The 22,316-nt window shown below is 63.1% G+C and carries 36 protein-coding genes and 3 tRNA genes; 29 read left to right on the plus strand and 10 right to left on the minus strand.

Going from position 1 to position 22,316, the window contains the following annotated elements; all coding sequences use genetic code 11:
* The 25 genes from AACL56_RS21890 to AACL56_RS22010 all read left to right on the plus strand — a co-directional run bounded on the left by AACL56_RS21890 (nt 1) and on the right by AACL56_RS22010 (nt 10,972).
* Nucleotides 1-441 carry a hypothetical protein gene (locus AACL56_RS21890; RefSeq protein WP_339091907.1) on the plus strand — a complete coding sequence of 147 codons (441 nt, stop codon included), beginning with the start codon at nt 1-3 and terminating at the stop codon, nt 439-441.
* A 51-nt stretch (nt 442-492) separates the two neighbouring features.
* Nucleotides 493-933, plus strand: a complete 441-nt coding sequence (locus tag AACL56_RS21895; protein WP_339091908.1) for a hypothetical protein — start codon at nt 493-495, stop codon at nt 931-933.
* 57 nt (nt 934-990) lie between these two features.
* Nucleotides 991-1,467, plus strand: coding sequence for a DUF6978 family protein (locus AACL56_RS21900; RefSeq protein ID WP_339091909.1), 477 nt, complete (start codon nt 991-993; stop codon nt 1,465-1,467).
* On the plus strand, nt 1,464-2,237 hold the full coding sequence (locus tag AACL56_RS21905; protein ID WP_339091910.1) for a DUF1828 domain-containing protein: 774 nt from the start codon (nt 1,464-1,466) through the stop codon (nt 2,235-2,237). Before AACL56_RS21900 ends, AACL56_RS21905 begins: the two co-directional genes overlap by 4 nt.
* Before the next feature lie 414 nt (nt 2,238-2,651).
* Nucleotides 2,652-2,921: a hypothetical protein gene (locus AACL56_RS21910; RefSeq protein ID WP_339091912.1), complete on the plus strand. Its 270-nt coding sequence runs from the start codon at nt 2,652-2,654 to the stop codon at nt 2,919-2,921.
* Entirely contained in the window at nt 2,918-3,118 is a 201-nt protein-coding gene (locus AACL56_RS21915; RefSeq protein ID WP_339091913.1) for a hypothetical protein, read from the plus strand. Before AACL56_RS21910 ends, AACL56_RS21915 begins: the two co-directional genes overlap by 4 nt.
* Nucleotides 3,115-3,435: a hypothetical protein gene (locus AACL56_RS21920; protein ID WP_339091914.1), complete on the plus strand. Its 321-nt coding sequence runs from the start codon at nt 3,115-3,117 to the stop codon at nt 3,433-3,435. Before AACL56_RS21915 ends, AACL56_RS21920 begins: the two co-directional genes overlap by 4 nt.
* On the plus strand, nt 3,432-4,001 hold the full coding sequence (locus tag AACL56_RS21925; RefSeq protein WP_339091915.1) for a hypothetical protein: 570 nt from the start codon (nt 3,432-3,434) through the stop codon (nt 3,999-4,001). Before AACL56_RS21920 ends, AACL56_RS21925 begins: the two co-directional genes overlap by 4 nt.
* 33 nt (nt 4,002-4,034) lie before the next feature.
* Nucleotides 4,035-4,202 carry a hypothetical protein gene (locus AACL56_RS21930; protein WP_339091916.1) on the plus strand — a complete coding sequence of 56 codons (168 nt, stop codon included), beginning with the start codon at nt 4,035-4,037 and terminating at the stop codon, nt 4,200-4,202.
* Nucleotides 4,199-4,378 carry a hypothetical protein gene (locus AACL56_RS21935; protein WP_339091917.1) on the plus strand — a complete coding sequence of 60 codons (180 nt, stop codon included), beginning with the start codon at nt 4,199-4,201 and terminating at the stop codon, nt 4,376-4,378. The genes AACL56_RS21930 and AACL56_RS21935 overlap by 4 nt, the downstream gene beginning before the upstream one ends.
* Before the next feature lie 3 nt (nt 4,379-4,381).
* Nucleotides 4,382-4,639 (plus strand): hypothetical protein, encoded by a 258-nt coding sequence (locus tag AACL56_RS21940; RefSeq protein WP_339091918.1) that lies wholly within the window; start codon nt 4,382-4,384, stop codon nt 4,637-4,639.
* The gene (locus AACL56_RS21945) at nt 4,636-4,818 is read left to right on the plus strand and encodes a hypothetical protein (RefSeq protein WP_339091919.1); all 183 of its coding nucleotides are present in this window, start codon (nt 4,636-4,638) and stop codon (nt 4,816-4,818) included. The genes AACL56_RS21940 and AACL56_RS21945 overlap by 4 nt, the downstream gene beginning before the upstream one ends.
* Nucleotides 4,815-4,991, plus strand: a complete 177-nt coding sequence (locus tag AACL56_RS21950; protein WP_339091920.1) for a hypothetical protein — start codon at nt 4,815-4,817, stop codon at nt 4,989-4,991. The genes AACL56_RS21945 and AACL56_RS21950 overlap by 4 nt, the downstream gene beginning before the upstream one ends.
* Complete coding sequence (locus AACL56_RS21955; protein ID WP_339091921.1) at nt 4,979-5,632, plus strand: phage replication initiation protein, NGO0469 family; 654 nt, start codon at nt 4,979-4,981, stop codon at nt 5,630-5,632. The genes AACL56_RS21950 and AACL56_RS21955 overlap by 13 nt, the downstream gene beginning before the upstream one ends.
* Nucleotides 5,633-5,735: 103 nt before the next feature.
* Nucleotides 5,736-6,245, plus strand: a complete 510-nt coding sequence (locus AACL56_RS21960) for a siphovirus Gp157 family protein (protein WP_339091922.1) — start codon at nt 5,736-5,738, stop codon at nt 6,243-6,245.
* Nucleotides 6,245-6,628, plus strand: coding sequence for a hypothetical protein (locus AACL56_RS21965; protein ID WP_339091923.1), 384 nt, complete (start codon nt 6,245-6,247; stop codon nt 6,626-6,628). The genes AACL56_RS21960 and AACL56_RS21965 overlap by 1 nt, the downstream gene beginning before the upstream one ends.
* Nucleotides 6,625-7,134, plus strand: a complete 510-nt coding sequence (locus AACL56_RS21970; protein ID WP_339091924.1) for a hypothetical protein — start codon at nt 6,625-6,627, stop codon at nt 7,132-7,134. The genes AACL56_RS21965 and AACL56_RS21970 overlap by 4 nt, the downstream gene beginning before the upstream one ends.
* Nucleotides 7,131-7,628 (plus strand): DUF1643 domain-containing protein, encoded by a 498-nt coding sequence (locus AACL56_RS21975; protein WP_339091925.1) that lies wholly within the window; start codon nt 7,131-7,133, stop codon nt 7,626-7,628. The genes AACL56_RS21970 and AACL56_RS21975 overlap by 4 nt, the downstream gene beginning before the upstream one ends.
* Entirely contained in the window at nt 7,625-8,344 is a 720-nt protein-coding gene (locus tag AACL56_RS21980) for a hypothetical protein (protein ID WP_339091926.1), read from the plus strand. Before AACL56_RS21975 ends, AACL56_RS21980 begins: the two co-directional genes overlap by 4 nt.
* Nucleotides 8,341-8,784 carry a hypothetical protein gene (locus AACL56_RS21985; protein WP_339091927.1) on the plus strand — a complete coding sequence of 148 codons (444 nt, stop codon included), beginning with the start codon at nt 8,341-8,343 and terminating at the stop codon, nt 8,782-8,784. Before AACL56_RS21980 ends, AACL56_RS21985 begins: the two co-directional genes overlap by 4 nt.
* A complete protein-coding gene (locus tag AACL56_RS21990) occupies nt 8,781-8,999 on the plus strand; it encodes a hypothetical protein (protein WP_339091928.1) in 219 nt (72 codons plus the stop codon). The genes AACL56_RS21985 and AACL56_RS21990 overlap by 4 nt, the downstream gene beginning before the upstream one ends.
* The gene (locus AACL56_RS21995) at nt 8,996-9,277 is read left to right on the plus strand and encodes a hypothetical protein (RefSeq protein WP_339091929.1); all 282 of its coding nucleotides are present in this window, start codon (nt 8,996-8,998) and stop codon (nt 9,275-9,277) included. Before AACL56_RS21990 ends, AACL56_RS21995 begins: the two co-directional genes overlap by 4 nt.
* The gene (locus AACL56_RS22000) at nt 9,277-9,621 is read left to right on the plus strand and encodes a hypothetical protein (RefSeq protein WP_339091930.1); all 345 of its coding nucleotides are present in this window, start codon (nt 9,277-9,279) and stop codon (nt 9,619-9,621) included. The genes AACL56_RS21995 and AACL56_RS22000 overlap by 1 nt, the downstream gene beginning before the upstream one ends.
* The gene (locus tag AACL56_RS22005; protein ID WP_339091931.1) at nt 9,618-9,854 is read left to right on the plus strand and encodes a hypothetical protein; all 237 of its coding nucleotides are present in this window, start codon (nt 9,618-9,620) and stop codon (nt 9,852-9,854) included. The genes AACL56_RS22000 and AACL56_RS22005 overlap by 4 nt, the downstream gene beginning before the upstream one ends.
* A gap of 59 nt (nt 9,855-9,913) precedes the next feature.
* A complete protein-coding gene (locus tag AACL56_RS22010) occupies nt 9,914-10,972 on the plus strand; it encodes a hypothetical protein (RefSeq protein WP_339091932.1) in 1,059 nt (352 codons plus the stop codon).
* A gap of 79 nt (nt 10,973-11,051) precedes the next feature.
* On the opposite strand, the gene AACL56_RS22015 is transcribed toward AACL56_RS22010, so the two are convergent.
* The 9 genes from AACL56_RS22015 to folC all read right to left on the minus strand — a co-directional run bounded on the left by AACL56_RS22015 (nt 11,052) and on the right by folC (nt 18,365).
* Nucleotides 11,052-11,128 (minus strand) — tRNA-Asp (locus AACL56_RS22015).
* Between the two features lie 69 nt (nt 11,129-11,197).
* Nucleotides 11,198-11,273: transfer RNA gene (locus AACL56_RS22020), tRNA-Glu, on the minus strand.
* Nucleotides 11,274-11,321: 48 nt separating this feature from the next.
* A tRNA-Ala gene (locus AACL56_RS22025) sits at nt 11,322-11,397 on the minus strand.
* 35 nt (nt 11,398-11,432) lie between these two features.
* Nucleotides 11,433-12,821, minus strand: coding sequence for a glutamate--tRNA ligase (gltX, locus tag AACL56_RS22030; protein ID WP_339091933.1), 1,389 nt, complete (start codon nt 12,819-12,821; stop codon nt 11,433-11,435).
* Nucleotides 12,822-12,824: 3 nt separating this feature from the next.
* Nucleotides 12,825-14,048, minus strand: coding sequence for an O-succinylhomoserine sulfhydrylase (locus AACL56_RS22035; RefSeq protein ID WP_339091934.1), 1,224 nt, complete (start codon nt 14,046-14,048; stop codon nt 12,825-12,827).
* A gap of 19 nt (nt 14,049-14,067) precedes the next feature.
* A complete protein-coding gene (purF, locus tag AACL56_RS22040) occupies nt 14,068-15,573 on the minus strand; it encodes an amidophosphoribosyltransferase (protein WP_339091935.1) in 1,506 nt (501 codons plus the stop codon).
* Nucleotides 15,574-15,585: 12 nt separating this feature from the next.
* Entirely contained in the window at nt 15,586-16,071 is a 486-nt protein-coding gene (locus tag AACL56_RS22045) for a CvpA family protein (protein WP_339091936.1), read from the minus strand.
* A gap of 18 nt (nt 16,072-16,089) precedes the next feature.
* On the minus strand, nt 16,090-16,983 hold the full coding sequence (locus tag AACL56_RS22050) for an SPOR domain-containing protein (RefSeq protein WP_339091937.1): 894 nt from the start codon (nt 16,981-16,983) through the stop codon (nt 16,090-16,092).
* Between the two features lie 74 nt (nt 16,984-17,057).
* Nucleotides 17,058-18,365 carry a bifunctional tetrahydrofolate synthase/dihydrofolate synthase gene (folC, locus tag AACL56_RS22055; protein ID WP_339091938.1) on the minus strand — a complete coding sequence of 436 codons (1,308 nt, stop codon included), beginning with the start codon at nt 18,363-18,365 and terminating at the stop codon, nt 17,058-17,060.
* A gap of 36 nt (nt 18,366-18,401) precedes the next feature.
* Here folC and AACL56_RS22060 point away from each other — a divergent pair, with 36 nt between their 5' ends.
* The 4 genes from AACL56_RS22060 to argG all read left to right on the plus strand — a co-directional run bounded on the left by AACL56_RS22060 (nt 18,402) and on the right by argG (nt 21,367).
* The gene (locus AACL56_RS22060) at nt 18,402-18,755 is read left to right on the plus strand and encodes an ArsC family reductase (RefSeq protein WP_339091939.1); all 354 of its coding nucleotides are present in this window, start codon (nt 18,402-18,404) and stop codon (nt 18,753-18,755) included.
* A gap of 58 nt (nt 18,756-18,813) precedes the next feature.
* The gene (locus AACL56_RS22065; RefSeq protein WP_339091940.1) at nt 18,814-19,416 is read left to right on the plus strand and encodes a hypothetical protein; all 603 of its coding nucleotides are present in this window, start codon (nt 18,814-18,816) and stop codon (nt 19,414-19,416) included.
* Between the two features lie 124 nt (nt 19,417-19,540).
* On the plus strand, nt 19,541-19,867 hold the full coding sequence (locus AACL56_RS22070) for a pyrimidine/purine nucleoside phosphorylase (protein ID WP_339091941.1): 327 nt from the start codon (nt 19,541-19,543) through the stop codon (nt 19,865-19,867).
* A 159-nt stretch (nt 19,868-20,026) separates the two neighbouring features.
* Nucleotides 20,027-21,367 (plus strand): argininosuccinate synthase, encoded by a 1,341-nt coding sequence (argG, locus tag AACL56_RS22075; RefSeq protein WP_339091942.1) that lies wholly within the window; start codon nt 20,027-20,029, stop codon nt 21,365-21,367.
* A 102-nt stretch (nt 21,368-21,469) separates the two neighbouring features.
* On the opposite strand, the gene AACL56_RS22080 is transcribed toward argG, so the two are convergent.
* Nucleotides 21,470-22,315 (minus strand): glycine-rich domain-containing protein, encoded by an 846-nt coding sequence (locus AACL56_RS22080; RefSeq protein ID WP_339091943.1) that lies wholly within the window; start codon nt 22,313-22,315, stop codon nt 21,470-21,472.
* Between the last annotated feature and the right edge of the window lies 1 nt (nt 22,316).

Here is a 22,316-nt window from a genome sequence, read left to right on the forward strand (position 1 = left end):
ATGCGCCAATTTTTTGTTCTAGCCGTATGCTTTGCAGTTGTAGGCTGCGTCCAGCCGCTGAACCCCGACAACTCGGTCACCACCACGGCCTCCTCGCGCCACACATCAGAACAGACATACCGCAACCTCCTTCGCGTCATGAAGGAGTGCTATCCAGACTACCTGACGATCCGATCGAACTATTTTCCTGAGGCGAAAGAAGGTGAGATCGAGATCTTCGGTGGAAACGAGTTTGGAAACATTCCGGTTGGCACTTGGGCGGTCAAGCCCGCTGCGACTGGGGCAGTCGTGACTCAAGTCAGAAGTTGGCGCAACAGTCGACTTGACGCGGTTCTGCCTCAATGGATCGAAGGCGACGCCACGAATTGCCCCTATGGATCTCGGTCCGAGCCCCGGCCGCCTGGCTCTGAGCTCAATCAGAACAACATGCCGGTGCGGTGACGCGTGAACGACAAACCGATCTCATATAAGGCAGGTAGCCAATTCGGTAGGATGTCTACGGCATCCCGCATTGGTGCCAGCTTGGGAGTGGTTGGTTTCATCGTCGGACTGGGCGTCTTAGCGATGTTCTGGGCCGGCCGCGCGACCGGCACTTCGCCCATCGCTTCAACCCCTGTCATGGCGAAGTCTGTCACTCCGGAGCGCACGCCCGCTCAGCTGAGGGCCGACAAGGAAATCAACATCGTCCTCGCCGGTGCCCGATGGCTCAAGGAATCGATGAAGAAGCCGGAGTCCTTTGAGCTTGTCAACGCAACCATGATTGATGGCAAGGTGATCTGCTACGAGTACCGCGCCAGGAACTCGTTCAATGACCGGCGTACCGAGCGCTATGTCATCAGCGACAACGTGAGCAGCTCAAAGGCCAAGGACTGGAACAAGCTTTGCGCGGGCAAGTCCGGCATCGACTACACCCACGTCAGAGCGGTAATGTAGATCAGCGTGCTGGTCTGGCGGAAGAGGCGGCTGAAAAAAAGAGCGACTGGAGACTGAATGGCAATCGTGAACGACGTTGAGATCGAACGACTGATCTCCTTGCGGAAGACCGTCATCAATCCAAAAGCACGCAATACCGAACAACGTGGATCGAGGCGAAAGACATTCGATCTGGAGGGCCCGGAAAGCGAGCGCTTTCAAATGTATGTTCGCCAGAATTTGCGTATTCCCGAAGCATATTCTTGCGGGCTCTTGTTCCTGCACCCTTCGGGAGAGAAAGTGACGCTGGCGCGGTACAACGGCAGCGACCACGAACATTCCAACCCGCTTGAGCGCGGCATCCCAATCCCATTTCAGTGTCACATTCACCGAGCAACGGAGCGATACATAGAGGCGGGAAGAAAGGCCGAGCACTTCGCCGAGACCACCGACAGGTACGTTGACCTGGCAGGCGCAACCAAAGCGTGCATCCAGGACTGCAATATTCAGGGTTTGAGCGACAATGAGGCTTCGCCTCAAGGCCAACTACTTTGACCACTGCCGACGCCATTCGAGACAGCCTCTGTGCCACCTTTTGCAAAGACGTGGCCGTGCAGCAGCGCGCCGCAGGAATCGCGGTTTCGCTGCCAATCGTAGGTCGCGACGGTGATCACTTGACGGCGTATGTCAACGAGGCAACGGGTGGCTGGCGGGTGTCGGACATGGGCGCTACGCTCATGCGGCTCAGCTACGAGAACGATCTGGCGAAGCTGCTGACTGGCGCAAGAGATCGGCTGTACAAGACGGTGCTGAAGGAATCCGGGTTGGACGAGGACGACGGGGAGATCTACATAGAGGTTCCCGCCGCCGAGTTGACCCGAGGCCTATTCGCACTGGGACAGGGCGTCACGCGGATCGAAGACCTTGGACTTTGGACCCGCGGCCGTGTCGAGAACACCTTTCAAGATGATCTACGCGGTGTTGTTATTGAAGCGGCGGGGGCGGACAGCGTCATTGAGAACTATGAAGTGCCTGGGCTGCCCAGCGCGGAGAACTACCCTGTCGACTTCTACGTGAAAACTCCTCGCGAACCTCTGTATGTATTCGGCGTCCAGAACCGAGACAAAGCTAGGCTGGCGACAATCATTCTTCAGCATTTGGCAAGTCAGCGGGCTCGGTTTAATTCTATGATCGTATACGCCGACATTGACGAAATAGCCGGCCCAGATCAGAAGCGGTTAATGCTGGCGGCAAACGATTCCGTGCCCAGCATCGAGGAACGCGATACCATAATCGCGAAAATAGGCCACAGAATGGCGGTGTAAGCGCACAGACCGCTCACTATTTCAGTTCAAGCCACTTAAGGGTGGCTTTTTCATGGGCGCTCGCCTGGCTCCTTCAGCACCGCCAGCAGCACACCTTCCAGCGCTGACCACGACGGGAACAGCAGCGCCTTGTGCTGCGCACTCCATCGGCCGCCGTAGGCCTTCAACGCCGTAGCTACGCCATCTCTCGCGCCGACTATCGCTGGGGACCCGTGGCCAAGGCCACGCGGCGGCGCCTCCTTAGCTTCACATCCGAGCTGAAGCGCGAGCGCCGCCGCGCGCTCCCCAGTTCTTCCAGGTGGTTCGAGCATCCGACCATTCTTTCGAGAAAAAGTTAGGAGAAGCTATTGACGTCATGATTAGCTAGTCCTAATATTCATCCCAACGCAGCACACCGCTGCAGAAGGAGATGAGATGGCAAACATCGGAATCACGGAACGCATCAGCCGCGAGCTCGACGCGCTGCATGCGGCCCGCTCCATATCCATGCGCACGCCGGCCGAAAAGCTGCAGCGCAATGTCGACAAGACCACTGGGCGCTTGATTGCTGCGCTGCGCATGGTTCTGCCGCTGGTCGACGTTGACGGCCACGCCTGGCAGTCCCAAGAGGTTCGCGCTGCGATTGCTGAAGGCGAGGCAAAGCTTCTCGCCGGTGACGAACTCTCGCTCGAGGTGGTCTCGTGAATACCGCCGTGAACATGAACACGGTGAAGCGCGGCAGCGTGCCGATCGTGCACGTCGACCTGCCGGCTAACTTCGGCTCGATCAACTACCGAGGCTTCGCTCCCCGCCTCCCTGCAGTGACGAGGGAAGAGCTGGAAGAGGCATCGCGACTGTTTGTGTTGGCTGAGCAGCAGCGGCGCGAAGGGAGGGCGGGATGAGCGCGCAGTACACGCCCGGGCCGTGGACGATCGGCGAATACAACCGCATCCTGACCGCGAATGGCGAAACCCTGAAGGTGGAGGGTATCGCGCTGCCAAACGTCAGTTGCGATGAATTCAGAGCTAATGGTCGCCTTATCGCTTCCGCGCCCGAGCTTTTGGCATTCGCCCGGTTCATCCTGCAAGGCGTGCGCTCCGGCGCCATCAAGGCCGCTCCTTACACGGACATGGATCCAAATGCGGCATCGCTTGAGTTGAAGACTGTCGGCGGCTATGCGGCCGAAGTCATCGCAACAGCCACGGGAGAAGCATCGTGACCACCCCCACCAACAGCGCCCTCCACATGATGGAGGGGCAAGGCTTGAGCGATGAGCAGATCGTCGCCATTGCAACCAAGGCACATGCCGAAGGCCGCCTTTTATGGATTGGCTTTGAAAAGGATGAGGACGGCCGCTACACCATCCCTACGCTGAGTGGCAGTGACTTTCAACTCGTGCGCGCTGTGCTTGAGGCAGTGCCCCCCAAGACCGCCCTCGACCACTTTGCAGACGAAGTGGAAGCTTCTGGAGAGGCGGAGAAGCATGCGGCACGAGATCAAGCGATTTCGGGCGACGGCTGGTTGCTCGACAGCGAAGGACGTCGCTTGGTCGGCACTTCGTACCACTACACCGCACAGAGCATAAAGGCGCTGATCTGGGAACTGCAGGCGCTGGAGGACCCGCGCATGACGACGCAGGCCGACTTCGAGAACAGGGACTGGCGCGCGTGGTGCGGCATCTTGCATCGCGTCATGTCGGGCCTTGCGTCGGAGGTGCCGCTTGCACCCGAGAGCGCTCCGGCTGGACAACGCATCGTTGATGGCGATGTCGAAGGAGAGGACTGATATGACCCAGCAATTCGACAACGCCCTGCACACATGGAAGTGCAAGGCGGCAGCTTCGTGAAGTCGCTGGCGGCCTGCTACTACTCGGCCGACTCGACGAACAAGGCCATCTTGCGCGAAGCCTTCGCCAAGTACTTCGACGCCTACGAGCTGCGCTACCAGCAGCACGTCGCAGCGCGCGGCGCGGAGATGGCGGCATGAACTTCGCCGCCCTCCCTAACTGGTTCATCTACCTGCTGGTGTTCGCCCTCTTCGGCGTAGCGCCTGCCGTGTCTCCCCTGCTTGGCCCTGATGAGGTCGATGCAGCAAGGGTGACCGCTCAAGTTGTCAACGACGCCGCCGCCGACTGGGTGGCAATCAACAACCTGAAGGAGTGAGTAATGGGCTACGACTTCACCATCAAAAAAGAGAACGCTTGGCGCGTCAAGCAAGACGGCGACTACCCATGGCCTCCCTGCGCCAAAGCCTTTCCTCTTGAACAAGATCGAACAATCCATTTGTCCACGCGCGACGTTCTCACCAAGAGCGACGAAACGGGAAAGTACATGAAGCACACAGGCCTCGGCTGCACAAACATCATCCTCAAGGATGAAGAAGTTGAGCCATGGGGACAAGACGTGAAGCTGAGGCTCCTATGACCACCATCAAGCACTCCTACCCCGGCCAGTGGGGCTCCATCCCCACCGCCACCGAGCGTGATGAAGCAGACGAGTTTCACGAGCTGCAGCGCACTGGCAACGCAACCATTCCCGTTGGTGCCTTCATCGCCATCGGCGTGCCGTTTCTGGTGGCGGTTCTGATCTGGTGTCTGGCATGAACGATACCGCCGCGTCCCTTCAGCAGGAATACGACCAAGCAGTTGCTAAACACGGCGAGCAATCGCCACAAGCGCTCGAGGCGGAGCGTCAGGCGCTCAAGTTTTTCAAAGGTATGCGGGCACCTGTAACGCCTGCAGTTCAACGTCAAAAGGAAACATCATGGGCTTCGTAGCATCGGATTCGGGTGGCGGCGGCAATTTCAAGCGCGTCCCCGCAGGCGTCCACATTGGTCGCTGCTATTCGCTGATCGACTTGGGCACGCAACTCACCAGCGGACAGTTCGGCGAGAAGTTGCAGCACAAGATCCGCATCGGCTGGGAATTGTTCGGCGAGGACGAAGAAGGCAAGCCGCTGACCATCGACCACGAAGGCCGCGAAATGCCAATGGTCATCAGCAAGAACTACACCGTCAGCCTGCACGAGAAGGCGAACCTTCGCAAAGAATTGGCGCAGTGGCGAGGGCGTGACTTCACGGAAGAAGAAGCCAAGGCGTTCGACATCTCCAAGCTGGTCGGCGCGTACTGCATGGTCAATGTGACCACGAGCGAAACAAACGGCAAGACGTACAGCAACGTTGCTGGCCTGACGCCGATTCCCGCCGCCCTCAAGAACGCCAAGCCGGAAGGCGTGCATGCCATCGTGAAGTTCGATCTGGATGCGCCTGACATGGTGGTGTTCAACACCTTCCATGCGCAGCTTCAGGAAACGATCAAGAAGAGCCCGGAGTGGGCCCGCCACCAGCGCCACAACGGCGATGCCGACGAATCGCTGAGCGAAGACGAAGCCGCTCAGTTCGCAGACGAACCCTTCTGATTCACGGGAGGGGCGTCAGTACGCGAACACCGTAAGGCCTGAGTCGCCGAGCGCGAGTAGTCGAACCCTAACCCCTCCCGAATTTCATCAAGAAAGAACTGTCATGACTTCCGTTGCCCTGTACAACTTGACCGGCGAATACCTCGCCCTCATGAACACGCTGTCCGATGGCGACTTCGATGCACAGACCATCGCCGACACCATCGAAGGCTCCGGCCTCACCGAAGCCATTGCAGAGAAGGCATGCGGCGTTGAAATGGTCGCGCGCAGCATCGAAATGCATGTGCCCGCTATCGACGCCGAAATCGAGCGCCTGGCAAAGCTGAAGAAGCAACGCCAGACTGCAGCGGCAGGCCTGCGCGACTACTTGAAGCGAAACCTGATTGCGGCCGGGATCTCGAAGCTGGAAAGCCCGTTGTTCAAAATCGCGCTGCGCGACAACCCGCCTGCCGTTGACATTTTCGATGCGAGCCTCTTGCCCAGCGAGTTCATGACGCAGCCTGCACCGCCTCCCCCCGCGCCGGACAAAGCGGCGATCAAGGCAGCGATCAAGGCAGGCGCAGAAGTGCCGGGCGCGCGCCTGACCCAAGGTCAACGGCTGGAGGTGAAGTAATGCCCCACCCCACCCCCCAAGGAGAGACGATCTCCGCCCACGGCCGAGGAGAGGACTGCTCCGATGTGGAGAGCGTTGCATCCGACATCCGCAAGCTGATCGAGAGCGCACCAGAGCAAATCTGGCTTGATCTTGGCGAGAACCTGAAAGCGCTTACGGATGACGCCACCTTCCGCAACCTCAGCGAGGTGACGTGGAGCGAGGACAACGCGACGGGCGTTGGCATCAAGTACGCACGCGCCGACGTTTTCGCCGAGATGCATGAAATTCTTATGGCTGCCCACATCGACGCAGTTCACTTGACCGGCAATGAGTTTGCGATCTCCCGTGAGACGGTCAAAAAGATCGCGAACTTCATCAATCGCAAAAAGGATCGTCCATGAGCACCGACAAGACTGAGCGCGCGGCGCTGCTCCCTTGCCCGTTCTGCGGATGTGACGCTGACACAGAACACAGCGACGATTGCTACTTCACGGTGCAGGAGAAGTTGACCGCCGCGCCATTGGCCGACGTGTCTCTGGTGACGTTCGCACGTGTTGCATGGAATCGCCGTGTCGCCGCCCTCCCATCCCAGCCCGCAACGGTGGTGCAGCCGGTGGGAACGCTCACGGTGTCGAAGTTTCGCGGGCACCTCGAGAACACCGCATTCGACTACACGGGTTCTCTTCCGGACGGCACGTATTCGCTTTACGCCCACCCCAGCGCTCCAGCCGAAAGCGGGTGGCAGTGGGTGCCGGTGGAGCCGACCGACGACATGGAAGTCGCGGCCGAGAACGACTACGAGAGCACCGGGGTCACGTTTCCGGACTGGAAGTCCGCCTACCGCTCCATGCTCAAGGCCGCCCCAAGCGCAGCGCAACCGGGCGGGGCGGATGGGGGTGCATCGTGAGCGCCATCATCAGCCCGTGTGGCAACTACCGCTATCGCCTCGAGCGAACTGTCGGCATGGAGGGTCCTGTCTATGCCTTCTTCGGCATCAACCCGAGCACGGCCGACGCAACGATCGATGACCAGACTGTGAAGAAGTGGATCGGCTTCACGAAATTGTGGGGCGGTTCTCGCTTCATCGCCGGCAACGTGTTCGCCTACCGCACGAAGGACGTGAAGGTGCTCGCTGAAGTGGAGGACCCGTTCGGCGACGACATCGGCGACCACACCACGGACATCATCAACGAGGCCGACATCCTCGTGCCGTGCTGGGGCAACACCGAGAAGGTTCCGCCAAAGCTGCGCTTTGCGTTCGACGTGCTGCTCGACGCCTTGCTGTCGTCCGGAAAGCCTGTGCGCCACTTCGGGCTCACGAAAGGCGGCGACCCAGGGCACCCGCAAATGCTGGCCTATGCCACGCCGCTCCTGTCATTCACCAAGGACCCCCAGCCATGACCCCAACCAACACCACGGGCGCGCAGGCGCTGAGCGACGACGAGCGATTCGAGGCGTTCTTCTACGGCTCATTCCGAGACGCCGGCTTCACTGTCGGCGGCCACCCGGTCAGCAGCACGAACGCACGGCACATCTGGGATGCCGCCCTCTCCAGCCGGGAGCAGGCCGGGGCGGTGGCTGACTTGGGGACCGCCCGAGACCTAACTGTGCATCGTTTCGGATGCCCTGCGCTGCGTGATGCTGTTGGCTGCACTTGCGCCGCTCCCGGTGCCGCTGTCGCTGCGCGCGAGCAAGAAGAGCCACCGGCCACACTGGAGGCTGCGCTCTACAAAATCAGCCGACTGCAAGACGCCCTCGCCATTGCAACGAACGCGATTGAGTTTCGCGGACTACGCATCAAGGAACTGGGCGCCGCCCTCGCATCGCGCGAGGAAGCGCCGGCAGCGAGCGCGGATGCAGCGCAATATTCGTTCGTCTGCAATGCAGGCTGCGGCGTCTGCGCCGTCAAGGTTGCGCCCTTCGAGTACGAGCGCACCGAGACGCTTGAGGGCGAACACCTCGGCAGCAAGTATCAACCCCAGATCGTGAGCGCGTGCTGCGGCTCAGAAGTGCATGTCTACGACAACAGAGCGGACCAGTGGGGCGAACAGGTCATCATCGCCGCCCCCGAGCAGAGCGCCAAGGGCTTGACGATGGGCGGGGAGGATGCAAAGTGACCACAACCCCCACCGCCCCCCTCACCCTGGAAGCAGCGCCTGAGCAGTTGAAGGTGGTTGCTTGGCGCTATATCCCGTCCCGCATCTGGAGTGACGTTGTTCTCACCGACAAGGAAGACCGCGCCAAACTCGCTATCGAAATGGGCCGAGCAGTCGATGAGCTTGTCCTGAAGTCCGAAGCTCAATCCGCCCTTACCGCCCAAGCCGCAACCATCGCCCAGCTCGAGGCAAGGCTGCGCGAGGCGGAGGCTGATGCTCGGCGCTGGGACTTCGTGCGTCATCACTGGTCGCACGCTCAGATGCGCTGGAACAACGACGCGACCAATAGCCTCAAGTCCATCGTGCTGACGATCAAAACGGCGCATTGGACCAGTGCAGCAGACGCCATCGAAAGCCAGATCGACGCGGCAATCGCCGCCCATGGAAAGGACTCGACATGATCGGATTCGCAGTCGCCATTCGCCGCGATGACGGCTCGCTGTTCTTCGCCTCTGCAATAGAAGGCTTCGCAACCCCTGTTTGGTTCTTGCATTCTCAGGCCCTGAAGCATGCGCGCGATTGCCGTGTGCACGGGCTGGATGCGGTCGTCGTCAAGGTCAAGTACCACGAACCCGACATCATCGGCCCGCAACGTCATGTAGGAGCATATTCATGACCTCCGCAACCCCCATCACCGAAGCGTTTGAGGCGCTGGCTAAGAGCGAGGGCCACGACGTTGCCTACACCTACGACACCGAGCGCAGCCGGCACATCTACCTCAGCCCGATGACTGCTGACCTGTGGCGCTACTACCGCGCAGCCACTGAGCGAGCGGCTGTGCTGTGCGAAGAAGAGGCGGGCTGCGCATCCTTCGTCAACAACATGGGCGCGTCACTCGCTGCTGAGCAATGTGCTGCTGCCATTAGGGCGAGCAGCGGGAAGGGGGAAGCGTGATGACGGATCGTGAACTTCAAGAGGCTGCCGCAAGGGCAGCCGGTATCCGCGTGAAGTGGGAGCCGGTTCATGGGTGCTTCTGGATTGAGCCTGGCCAAGGTCTTCAGATCGATCCATGGACTCCTTTGACCGACGATGCACAGGCGTTCCGGCTGGCGGTGAGGCTGGAGCTCAAGGTGAAGTACCACGCTGTGCTCGGCCAAGCACTGGTCTGGGAAATCCTCGGCAAGGAGCATCAGGTCAACGTCGAGGACTGCGGTCATGACCGTTACGTCGCTACCCGCCGCGCCATTGTCCGCGCTGCTGCCGAGATCTCTAGGGAGCAGGGGGAGGGAGGAAGATGAGCGACAGCGTTGTTCTCGACAAGGATGAGATCGAGGCGCTGACCGGCTACCAGGTCAGCACCAAGCAGCTCGACGTACTGCGGCGCCGCGGCTTCCATCGCGCCTTCATCAACCGCAAGGGCCTGGTGGTGCTGGAACGCACTCACTACGAGGCCGTATCCCGCGGCGAGGTCCAAGCCCCGTCGAAGGCCAAGACAGCCAACCTGTCGTTCCTCCGGACTGGAGTCGCATGATCCGAGCGCGCAACAAGCCTGACGGTCTGCCCTTCCGCGTGTACGAGCGATACGGGAAGATGATCTACAGCATCGGCTACAAGATGAAGTCCGGAGTCTGGGCGTTCAAGTTCGCCTGCCCAGTCACCGATGCGCACGAGATCAAGGCGCTGCGCCGGCGCGCGATCGAGGAGTCGGCACGAGGCATCGAAGATCGTCCAGCAGGCGGCTTCAAAGCGTTGGTCGAAGCATGGTTCACCTGGCAGGAGGCGCTACCCGCGAACGACAAGCGCAAGCGTGCATCGTCGACCATCGCCGAGAACAAGCGCGAGGCCGAGATGCTGAAGAGTGTCTGGGGCCACTTCGGCGTGCAGGAGATCACTCGCACGATGGGGTACGACTACCTCGAGACGTGCTTGACCTCTGTCGACAAAGACGGCAAGCCCCGGCCGCGCCCCGAGAAGGGGAACAAGGAGATGGCGCTCGCGCGTCTGATCCTAGAGTTCGGTATCCGGAAGGGCTTGCTCGATTCCAACCCCCTGGCCGAACTTGAGAAGCTACAGACGCACAAGGAGCGCCGCTACGTCACCGACGAAGAGATGGCGCTGGCCGTGGAGATGGGTCGGAAGTTCGGCGGTGCCCGCCTCATCGTGGCGCTCGCGCTGCGCACTGCCTGGCTGTGCGTGCGCCGGTCCGTGGAGGTGCGTGGCCTGACGCGCGATGCGATCAAGGAGACCGGCATCCTGTGGCAGGACGGCAAGGCCAAGACTAAGAAGCCGCCGGTGTTGATCGAGTGGAGCCCCGAGCTGCGCGCGACGATCGATGAGGCCCTGGCCATCAAGCGCGACTCGGTGGCCGGCACGATGTTCGTGTTCGGCAACATGCGCGGCCAGCGCTACACAAAGGGCGGATGGAAGGCGATGCTCGACGACCTGATGCGCGAGTGCGTGAAGGCCGCGGCGGAGCGCAAGATCGCGTTCCAGAAGTTCAGCCTGCAGGATTGTCGGCCGAAGGGTGTTAGCGACAAATTGGAGGCCGGCCACACCGACACCCAAGACGCCACGCTGCACACAGATGGCGCAATGATTTCGCGCGTGTATGACCGGAGGCAAACGAAGAAAGCGACGCCGGCGGCGTAGCCATATTCCAAAGTCTCTGATTCAGATTCCAAAAAGGAAAACGGGCTACGTGATTTCTCACGTAACCCGTTGACTTATATGGCGGAGTGGACGGGACTCGAACCCGCGACCCCCGGCGTGACAGGCCGGTATTCTAACCAACTGAACTACCACTCCTGGTAGACAACGTTCGCTCCTTGCGGAACCGAGTGTTGACAACTCGTGCCTGCTTCACTTGCGTGAAACTGGCGACCCTACGGGGATTCGAACCCCGGTAGCCACCGTGAAAGGGTGGTGTCCTAGGCCTCTAGACGATAGGGTCAAAACCTTGGACGTGCTGCGATCAGCATCTCATACCTTCTCGACACTTTGGTGGAGGTAAGCGGGATCGAACCGCTGACCTCTTGCATGCCATGCAAGCGCTCTCCCAGCTGAGCTATACCCCCGTGTGGGCGTCGAGCCTCAAATTATAGCCCGAATTTCAGGCCTTTTTCAATCGTTCGATAACTTTTTCGCGGGAAAAAATCTCGAGGACCGAATCGAGGGACGGTGTCTGCGACGTTCCCATCACAAGCACTCGTACTGGCATCGCTAACACTGGCATTTTCAATGCGTGTGTCGCGAGGACTTCCTTGATGATAACTGCGATTGAGGGCCTATCCCATGTCACCGTCATCAATTTTTCAACGAGTGTTGCGATCGCGGGCTTCACTGCATCGGTGATGTGCTGAGCACGATCCGCATCGCTCACGTTGATGTCCGCGTAGAACGCAGCAGCCCAGTCGGCGAGCGCGACCGTGGTATCGCAACGATCCTTGAACAACGCACAGATCGCGGGCAGACGGCCATCGGCCACGATGCCCCGCTTTTGCAACCGTGCTGCAACAAGCGGCGCAAGCTCTTCGCCGCTCTTCGCCTTGATGTACTGCGCATTGACCCACGCGAGCTTGGCTGCATCCCACTGTGCAGGGCTCTTCGACAAGTGCGAGCCGTCGAACCAGTTCACCATCTGCTCGCGGGTGAAAAGCTCGTCGTCGCCGTGACTCCAGCCCAGGCGTGCGAGATAGTTCAGCATGGCTTCAGGCAGATAGCCGTTGTCCTCGTAAGCAGTGACGCTCACTGCGCCGCGGCGCTTCGACAGCTTCTGTCCGTCGTCGCCAAGAATCACGGGCACATGGCCGTACTCGGGCAGCGACGCTCCAAGCGCGCGGAAGATGTTGATCTGCCACGGCGTGTTGTTGATGTGCTCGTCACCGCGGAACACGTGCGTGATGTTCATGTCCCAGTCGTCGACCACCACCGCGAAGTTGTACGTCGGCACGCCGTCGGGCCGCAGGATGATCAGGTCATCGATCTCGCGGTTGTTGATGGTGATCTCGCCCTTCACGAGGTCGTTCCATGTCACGTCGCCCTCGGGCGGATTGCAGAAGCGCACCACAGGCGGCACGCCCTCGGGAACGGGCGGCAGTACCTTGCCCGGCTCGGGACGCCAGCGGCGGTCGTACAGCGTCTTTTCGCCGCGCGCGCGCTGCGCCTCGCGCATCTCGTCGAGCTCGGCCGGCGTGCAATAGCAGTGATAGGCCGTGCCGGCCTTCAGCATCTGCGCGATGACTTCGCGATAGCGCTCCAGGCGCTGCATCTGATAGATCGGACCTTCGTCGTACTCGAGGCCGAGCCAGTGCATCGACGCAAGGATCTGGTCGGTGGAGTCCTGCGTGGAACGGGCCACGTCTGTGTCCTCGATGCGCAGCACGAATTCGCCGCCATAGTGGCGTGCATAGGCCCACGAATACAACGCCGTGCGCGCAGTGCCGAGATGAAGAAAACCCGTGGGGGACGGTGCGATGCGGGTACGTACTTTGCCGGTCATTTCTTATATTGAGTTCAGGGTGCTCAGGCCGCGCGCAAGGTCGGCCTTGATGTCTTCAACGTGCTCGAGACCGACCGCGAGGCGGATCAGCCCCTGACCGATGCCGGCCGCCTGCCGCTGCGCTTCGGTCAGGCGCCCGTGCGAAGTGGTGCCGGGATGCGTGATGATCGTCTTCACATCGCCCAGGTTGGTGGCAAGGCTCACCACGCGCGTGCTGTTCATGACATGGAAGGCATTGGCGCGCGCGGTCTCGGGCGTGTCGCCGACCACGTCGAACGACACCACCGCGCCGCCCTGCCCCGACTGCTGCTGCATGGCCAGTTCATGCTGCGCATGCGACGGCAGCCCTGGGTAGTACACGCGTGCGATGCCGGGTTGCTTCTCGAGCCACTGCGCCACGTCGAGCGCATTGGCGCCATGGGCCTTCATGCGCACGCCGAGCGTCTCGATGCCCTTGAGCACGACCCACGCATTGAACGGCGCCAGCGCCATGCCAGCGGTGCGCACGATGGGGCCGAACACGTCGACGATGAGCTTCGACGGCCCGCAGATCGCACCCGCCATCACGCGGCCCTGGCCGTCGAGGTGCTTGGTGCCCGAATGGATGACGAGGTCGGCGCCCAGCGAAGCCGGTCGCTGCAGGATCGGCGTGCAGAAGCAGTTGTCAACGGCCAGCAATGCCCCGGCGGCATGCGCCAAGTCGGCCAGCGCGCGGATGTCGCAAACCTCGGTCAGCGGATTGGTCGGCGTCTCGGCAAAGAGCAGCTTCGTGTTGGGCTTGACGGCCGCGCGCCATTCGGCGACGTCGGTCTGCGACACGAAGGTGGTCTCGACGCCAAACTTGGCGAACTCCTTGCCGAACAGGTTCAGCGTGGAGCCGAACACCGAACGCGAACAGATGACGTGGTCGCCGGCCTTCAGCAAGCCCATGCACATCATGAGGATCGCGCCCATGCCGGTCGACGCGCCGATCGCCGCCTCGGTGCCCTCGAGCGCCGCGATGCGTTGCTCGAAGCTGGTCACCGTCGGGTTCGAGGTGCGCGAATACGTGAACCCCGGCTCGGTGCCCGCGAAACGGCGCATCGAGGTTTCTGCATCGGGCTGCACGAAGCCGCTGGTCAGGAACAGCGCGTCGGAGTGCTCGCCGTACTGGCTCGGCGCGAGACCGGTGCGCAGCGCGAGCGTGTCGGGATGGAGGCCGGGCGGCAGGGGGCGTTCGTCGCTCACGTGGGCTCTCTTCTCTTGCTTATTCGCTCAGGTTGGGAAGCGCGAGCCGCGAGGAATCTTCCTCGGTCTCTTCGATGCGCGGACGGTTGCCGTTCATGCGCGAAATGGCTTCGGTGTCGATGTCGCCCGTCACGTAGACGCCGTCGAAGCACGAAGCGTCGAAGCCGGCGAGCTTGGGGTTCAGCGAGCCGATGGCGCGCTTCATGGCGTCGACGTCCTGGTAGATCAGCGCATCACAGCCGATGAGCTCGCGAATCTCTTCCACGGTACGGTCGTGTGCCACCAGTTCGCCCTTGGTCGGCATGTCGATGCCGTAGACGTTGGGGTAGCGCACCGGCGGCGCGGCACTGGCCAGGTACACCTTGCGGGCTCCGGCGTCGCGTGCCATCTGCACGATTTCCTGGCTCGTGGTGCCACGCACGATCGAGTCGTCGACCAGGAGCACATTGCGGCCCTTGAATTCGCTCGCGATGGCGTTGAGCTTCTGGCGCACCGACTTCTTGCGCACGCCCTGCCCCGGCATGATGAAGGTGCGGCCCACGTAGCGGTTCTTCACGAAGCCCTCGCGGTAAGGCACGCCCAGCAGGTGCGCGAGTTGCGTGGCGCTCGGGCGGCTGGACTCGGGGATCGGGATGATCACGTCGATCTGGTTCGGCGGCACGGTCGAGACCACGCGCTTGGCCAGCGTTTCGCCGAGGTTCAGGCGCGCCTGGTAGACCGAGATGCCGTCGAGCACCGAGTCCGGACGGGCGAGGTACACGAACTCGAAGATGCAGGGGTTGAGGCTCGGCGACTCGGCACACTGCATCGAATGCACCTTGCCTTGCAGGTCGACGAACACGGCTTCGCCCGGCTCGATGTTGCGCTCGAACACATGGCCCGAGCCTTCGAGCGCGACAGATTCGCTCGCGATCATCACGGTGCCATCGGCCGGGTTGCGGCCCATGCACAGCGGACGGATGCCGTAGGGATCGCGAAATGCCAGCAGGCCGTGGCCCGCGATGAGCGACACCACCGCGTAAGAGCCGCGCAGGCGCTTGTGCACGCTCTTCACCGACTCGAAGATCTCCGCCGGATGCAACGGCACGCCACGTGACGAGCGCTCGAGTTCGTGCGCCAGCACGTTGAGCAGCACTTCGGAGTCGCTCTCGGTGTTGGTGTGGCGGTGGTCGGTGGATGACAGTTCATTGCGCAGCGCGTGCGCGTTGGTGAGGTTGCCGTTGTGCACGAGCACGATGCCGAACGGTGCGTTCACGTAGAAGGGCTGCGCCTCTTCTTCGCTGTACGCGTTGCCTGCGGTCGGGTAACGGACCTGGCCCAGGCCCACGCTGCCCGGCAACGCGCGCATGTTGCGCGTGCGGAACACGTCGCGCACCATGCCCTTGGCCTTGTGCATGAAGAACTTGCGTTCTTGCAAGGTCACGATGCCGGCCGCATCCTGGCCGCGATGCTGCAGGAGCAGCAGCGCGTCATAGAGCAACTGGTTGACGGGTGCGTTGCTGACAACGCCGACGATTCCACACATGAACGATTCCTCTCAGGGCAGGTAGCTTGCCAACTTTTCAGGCAACGCGGGCTTGAGGCCCTGCAATGCCGCATCGAGAACAACGGCGCTGTGCGATTCATGCCACCAGGCACTGTCGCTCAACGCCAGCAAATGAACAACGACGGCCAGCACGAGCAGGGCCACCGCACCCCGCGCCGCTCCGAACGCTGCTCCCAAAATCCGGTCCACCGGCCGCAGTCCCACGACCGTGATCAATTTGCGCGTCAGCGCAGCCAGCAGTCCCACGCCGAACACCACCGCCACGAACACCAGCACGAAGGCCAGCGGATAGCGCCATGCTGCCTGCGGGTCGCCGAACGGCAGCCATGCCGCCACGCCGGAAGCCAGCCACTGAGCCGCGATGAAGGCGGCCACCCAGCCGATCAGCGAAATCACTTCGAACACGAGCCCGCGCATCAGGCCGAACAGCATCGACACCCCGATGAGCGCGACGGCAATCCAGTCGAGCAAGGCCACGGCGACAGGCTGCGGTGCTTACAACGTGAGGATCGCCGCCGACAAAGACAAGCCCTTGACCTTTTCCGCCGCGCGGTCGGCCTCGGCACGCGAGCCGAACGGGCCGACACGCACACGCGTGCGTTCGCCGTCGGCCGTCTTGGCGACGTGCACATAGGTCTTGAGACCGGCGCGTTCGAGCTTCTGGCGCACTTCGCGCGCCTTGTCCGCATCGGCGAACGCGCCGACCTGCACCACGAAACGGCCGGCTGCTTCGTCCGAAGCCTTGGGGGCCGCAGCCGCTGCGTTGACGGGCTTGCCTTCGAGCAGTGCGCGGGCACGCGCGCCGTCGTCCGCGGAAGCCGTCCTGGGTTTCGGCTCGGGCTTGGCTTCCTTGGGCTCGGGCTTCGGCTTGGCCTCGGGCTTGGCTTCCGGCTTCTGTTCGACCTTGGCTTCCGGCTTCGGCTCGGGCTTGGCCTGCGGCTTGGGGTCGGGTTTGGCTTCGGGCTTGGGCTCAGGCTTGCGCTCGGCGGGCGGCGGCGTGGCCGGCTTGCCGGAATCGATCTCGGTGCCGTCTGCGGTCTCGGTGATCATGCCGCCGTTGCCGGACGATGCCGAGGCCACGCGCGAACCGCTGTCGGGAGCGGCAGGGGCAGTGCTGACCGCGGGTGCCGGCGTGGCAGGCACCGGCAGTGGCTTGACCTTGTTGCGGTCGGGAATCTCGATCGGGATGTCGACCGACACCGGCCGCGGTTGTGTATCGAACAGCAACGGAAATCCGATCACGCCGAGCAGCACCAGCACGGCCGCGCCGAGCAGCCGATGACGCGCCCGGCGACGCATGGTTTCGACACTTTCCGCCGGCACGGCAGCCGGTGCGCTGCGTCCTTCGTTGCCTTGTGGGCCGCGCGTGCGGAACTTGAAAAACGCCATGAAGTTCGATCCCTGAAGGAGTGCAGCGAGGTGATGCCCGATGGTGCCGGATGGGTGTGTGTACAGCCCGACGATCAGCCGCCTGGCAGCAGGTGTTTGGCTTGCAGCCGGGGAGTGCCGTTTTCGAGCACGCCACCCACGGTGAAGAACGATCCGAAGACGACGATTCTATCAGTGGGGTCTGCGCGATCGATGGCTGCGCGCAACGCCTCCATGGGGTTCGCGTGCACGCTGCCAGAGGCATCCGTGCGCGTGTTCTGCGCTTGCCAGGCGGCCAGCAGATCGGCCCCCTTGGCGGCCCGCGGCGTGGGCAGGTCGGTGAAATACCAGCGGTCGATCAGCGGGCCGATGCGCGCCAGGATGGGCGCGAGGTCCTTGTCGGCCATGACGCCGAACACGCCATGCGTCGTGGGGTAGAAGCCCATAGCGTCGAGGTTCTCGGCCAGCGCGGCGATGGCATGCGCGTTGTGCGCCACGTCGAGCACCAGCGCGGGCTCGCCCGGCACGATCTGGAACCGGCCGGGCAATTCGACCATCGCCAGGCCGTTGCGCACGGCCTGCGCGGTGATCGGCAACTGCGGTCGCACGGCCTCGAGCGCCGCAAGCACGCCTGCCGCGTTGATGAGCTGGTTGGCGCCGCGCAATGCCGGGTACGCCAGACCGCTGTAGCGCCGACCGCGGCCCGACCAGCCCCACTGCTGCTTGTCCCCCGATACGTTGAAGTCGGTGCCGAAGCGCCAGAGGTCGGCGCCGATGGCGCTGGCATGGTCGATGACGCTCTGCGGCGGCATCGGGTCGCTCACGATGGCTGGCTTGCCGGCGCGCATGATGCCGGCCTTCTCGAAGCCGATGCTTTCGCGGTCGGGCCCGAGGTATTCCATGTGGTCGAGGTCGATGCTGGTGATGACCGCGCAATCGGTGTCGATGATGTTGACCGCGTCGAGCCGGCCGCCGAGGCCCACCTCGAGGATCGCCACGTCCGGCTTCTGCTCGATCATGCAGTGCAGGATGCCGAGCGTCGTGAATTCGAAGTACGTCAGGCTCATGTCGCCGCGCGCCTTCTCCACCACTTCGAAGCTTGCTATCAGTTTGGAAGCATCGACGGCCTCTCCCTGCAACCTGAGCCGCTCCTCGAAGCGCACCAGGTGAGGCGAGGTGAACACCGCTGTGCGATAGCCCGCATGCGTCAGGATCGACTCGAGCATGGCGCAGGTCGAGCCCTTGCCGTTGGTGCCCGCCACCGTGATCACGGGACAGCCGAAGCGCAGGCCGAGGCGCTGCGCCATTTCCCTGGCACGCTCGAGTCCCAGCTCGATGTTCTTGGGATGGAGTTGCTCGGCGCGTGCGAGCCAGTCGTTAAGGGTTTCCATGGAGGCGGGCATTGTCGCCGACATGCCGGACGGGGCATCATCGCGGCCATGACAACCCTATACGGCATTCCGAACTGCGACACCGTCAAGCGCGCGCGCACCTGGCTCGACGAGCACGGCGTCGCTTACACCTTCCACGATTTCAAGAAACAGGGCGTGCCCGAGGCCGAACTCGACCAATGGCTGACGAAGCCCGGCTGGGAGGCCCTGCTCAACCGCAAGGGCACGACCTGGCGCAAGCTCGACGACGCCACCCGCGAAGCGGTGGTCGATGCCGACTCCGCCCGCCCGGTGCTGCTGGCCAACCCCAGCCTGATCAAGCGCCCGGTGGTGGACTGGGGTCCGAAAAAGCCCGTGACCACGGGATTCGATGCGGCTGCGTGGGCTGTCAACGCCGTGTAAACCCCGGAACCCGCCTCGCCGCCCCGCGTCAAACCGCCATCCGCAGGAGAGACACACCATGAACAAACACGTTTTTCGCACCCTGGCCGGCCTTTCCGTGGTCGGCGCGCTGGCGTCCGGCACCGGACTCGTCCATGCCCAGCAGAACCAGGTGGTCCAGGCCCGCGTGGTGTCCGCCACCCCGATCCGCGAGACGACCGGCAGCGACGTCAACTGGAACGTCACCTACGAATACAACGGACGCCAGTACACCACCCGGATGAACAGCCGGCCCGGCGCGACGATCCCGATCCAGGCGAGCGCCTATGGCGTGACCGCCGGCGCAACCACCTCGCCCGTGGCGCCCCAGCCGCAGATGCAGGCCTATCCGGTGGAGGCCAACAACGGCGCGTATCCGCAGCAATCGGCCGGCAACCCCTGGGACAACGTGGTGCCCGAACCGGGCGTGGTGGTTTCCAGCGCGCCGGCCCCCGTCTACCAGACGGCGCCTGTCTATCCGGCACCGGTCTACGTGCAGCCGGCCTACAGCTACCCTTATGCCTACCCGTACGTCTACCCGCCGGTCGGCGTTTCGCTGAACCTCGGCTATTCGCGGGGATGGGGCGGCTACCACGGCGGCTATCGCGGATGGGGCGGCGGCTACCGCGGCTGGCACCGCTGAGCACCGGCTGGCGGCATGCGTCGGCCAAGCCCCTAAAATCGAGGACTTTTCCAACCCCTGACGGGTGCGCCGCTGGTGCGGTGCGTCCTCGATTTGCCGACCGCCAGCGCGCCGGCGCCACCCAATGACGACGACTACCGACACAATCAACAGCGCCGCAGTGGCCACCAAGGCCAATGTGTATTTCGACGGCAAGTGCGTGAGCCACAACCTCACGCTCGCGGACGGCACCAAGAAGTCGGTCGGCGTGATCCTGCCCTCCACCCTCACCTTCAACACCGGCGCGCCCGAGATCATGGAAGGCGCCGGCGGCAGCTGCGAATACCAGCTCGCGGGCACCACCGAGTGGATTGCTTCGGGCCCGGGCCAGAAGTTCAGCATTCCCGGCAACTCGAGCTTCCAGATCCGGGTGACTGGCGAGCCCTACAGCTACATCTGCCATTTTGGGTAAACCCCCCAGGCTTCGCGCACTTCGTGTCGCTTCTCCAACCCCCTTGCAGGGGGCGACACCAGTGACCCGGCAAAGCCGGTTCACGGTGTCCACGGCGCAGAGTCGTGCCGCGAATGTCATGAACCATTGAACCGCGCCACCACCAACGGAACTCCCATCATGTCGACCATCCTCCAAAACGTTCCCGCCGGCCAGAAGGTCGGCATCGCCTTCTCGGGCGGCCTGGACACCAGCGCGGCGCTGCACTGGATGCGCAACAAGGGCGCGATTCCCTATGCATACACGGCCAACCTCGGCCAGCCCGACGAGCCCGACTACGACGAGATCCCGCGCAAGGCGATGCTCTACGGCGCCGAGAACGCCCGCCTGATCGACTGCCGCGTGCAGCTCGCCAACGAAGGCATCGCCGCCCTGCAGGCCGGCGCCTTCCACGTGACCACCGCCGGCGTCACCTACTTCAACACCACGCCGCTGGGCCGCGCGGTCACCGGCACCATGCTGGTGTCGGCCATGAAGGAAGACGACGTCCACATCTGGGGCGACGGCAGCACCTACAAGGGCAACGACATCGAGCGCTTCTACCGCTACGGCCTGCTGACCAACCCCAACCTCAAGATCTACAAGCCCTGGCTCGACCAGGTCTTCATCGACGAGCTGGGCGGCCGCGCCGAGATGTCGGCATTCATGCAGAAGGCCGGCTTCGCCTACAAGATGTCGGCCGAGAAGGCCTACTCGACCGACTCCAACATGCTCGGCGCCACGCACGAGGCCAAGGACCTCGAGCACCTGAACAGCGGCATCACCATCGTGCAGCCCATCATGGGCGTCGCGTTCTGGAAGGACGAGGTCGAGGTCAAGCGCGAGACCGTGTCGGTTCGCTTCGAGCAGGGCGTGCCCGTGGCGCTGAACGGCGTCCGCCATTCGAACCTGGTCGACCTGATCCTCGAGGCCAACCGCATCGGCGGCCGCCACGGCCTCGGCATGAGCGACCAGATCGAGAACCGCATCATCGAGGCCAAGAGCCGCGGCATCTACGAAGCCCCCGGCCTCGCGCTGCTGTTCATCGCCTACGAGCGCCTGGTCACCGGTATCCACAACGAAGACACCATCGAGCAGTACCGCGACAACGGCCGCAAGCTCGGCCGCCTGCTGTACCAGGGCCGCTGGTTCGACCCGCAGGCCATCATGCTGCGCGAGACGGCGCAACGCTGGGTGGCACGCGCCATCACCGGCGAGGTGACCATCGAGCTGCGCCGCGGCAACGACTACTCGATCATGAACACCGAGTCGGCCAACCTCACGTACAAGCCCGAGCGCCTGAGCATGGAAAAGGTCGAAGGCGCGTTCACGCCACTGGACCGCATCGGCCAGCTCACCATGCGCAACCTCGACATCGTCGACACGCGCGAAAAGCTGGGCATCTACACGCAGGTCGGCCTGCTGTCGCCCAACGAAGGCGCCTCGCTGCCCAAGCTCGCGAACGACGACAAGGCAAATTGATCGCTCCCGGCCCGCCCTTCAAGGGCAGGCGCCAATGACAACGGGCCCTCGGGGCCCGTTGTCATTTGGCGTCGCTGCACGGCGGGCGGATCACGCGCCGGATCAGTCTCCGCCTCCACCTCCGCCGCAACCGCCACCGCAGCCCCCGCCGCCGTCCGACGCCCCGCCCCCGTCGCTGGAGCCCCCGTCGCCGCTGGAACTGCTCGATTCGCTGCCACCGAATCCGCTTGCATCGCCGGCACCGCCGCCATCGGACGATGACGAATCGCCGAAGCTCGTGCCGCAGTGGGTATCGGAGCCGATGTGCCGCTCGACGGCGTTGCAGTCGGGCACATACTGAAAGCCGCCTGCAATGGCGAACTTGATGTCCAGCGCAAACAGCAGCGGCAAGCGCGCCGGCTTGCGTGGATCGATGCTCTCTTCCTTGCACGCCCAGTACCAGCTGCGGCGCAGGCCGTCGTTGCGCCTGGCATCGCGGCCCAGCACCTCTGCGGGGCTGTGGTGCAGCGTGCCGCCGAAGGCCGCCTTGCACCAGTTCTGATAGCCCTGCGTATGCAGGATGAACTCATGCCAAGCCGTATCGACCACCTTCGAGGGCATGGCCACGAACTTGCGGTCGCTGCGCAGGTGGGCCATGAAGAACTGCCGCAGGCCGCGCAGCACCAGCTCGGCGTCGCGCCGGCTCAGTTGCGGGTGCGCCTCGCGCAGCTTGCCGATGAGGAAGGGCGGCAGCCGCGCCTCACGGATGAACTGGCGCCGCAGGCTGGTTTCGAGAAACTTGAGAACGGCCGAGAACAGCAGCGCCACGACGACCACCGCCACCACCGAGCCCCAGCGGCGCGAGCCCAGGAACAGCGCCAGCAGCGCAACGAGCGGCACCGCGCGCCGGGCCCACACCAGGGCGCCGATGCGACCGCGAAAGTTCAGGTGCAGGAAGTCGAGGTCCATG

Origin of the sequence: Variovorax paradoxus, from assembly GCF_902712855.1 — a bacterium.
Classification (GTDB): domain Bacteria; phylum Pseudomonadota; class Gammaproteobacteria; order Burkholderiales; family Burkholderiaceae_C; genus Variovorax; species Variovorax paradoxus_Q.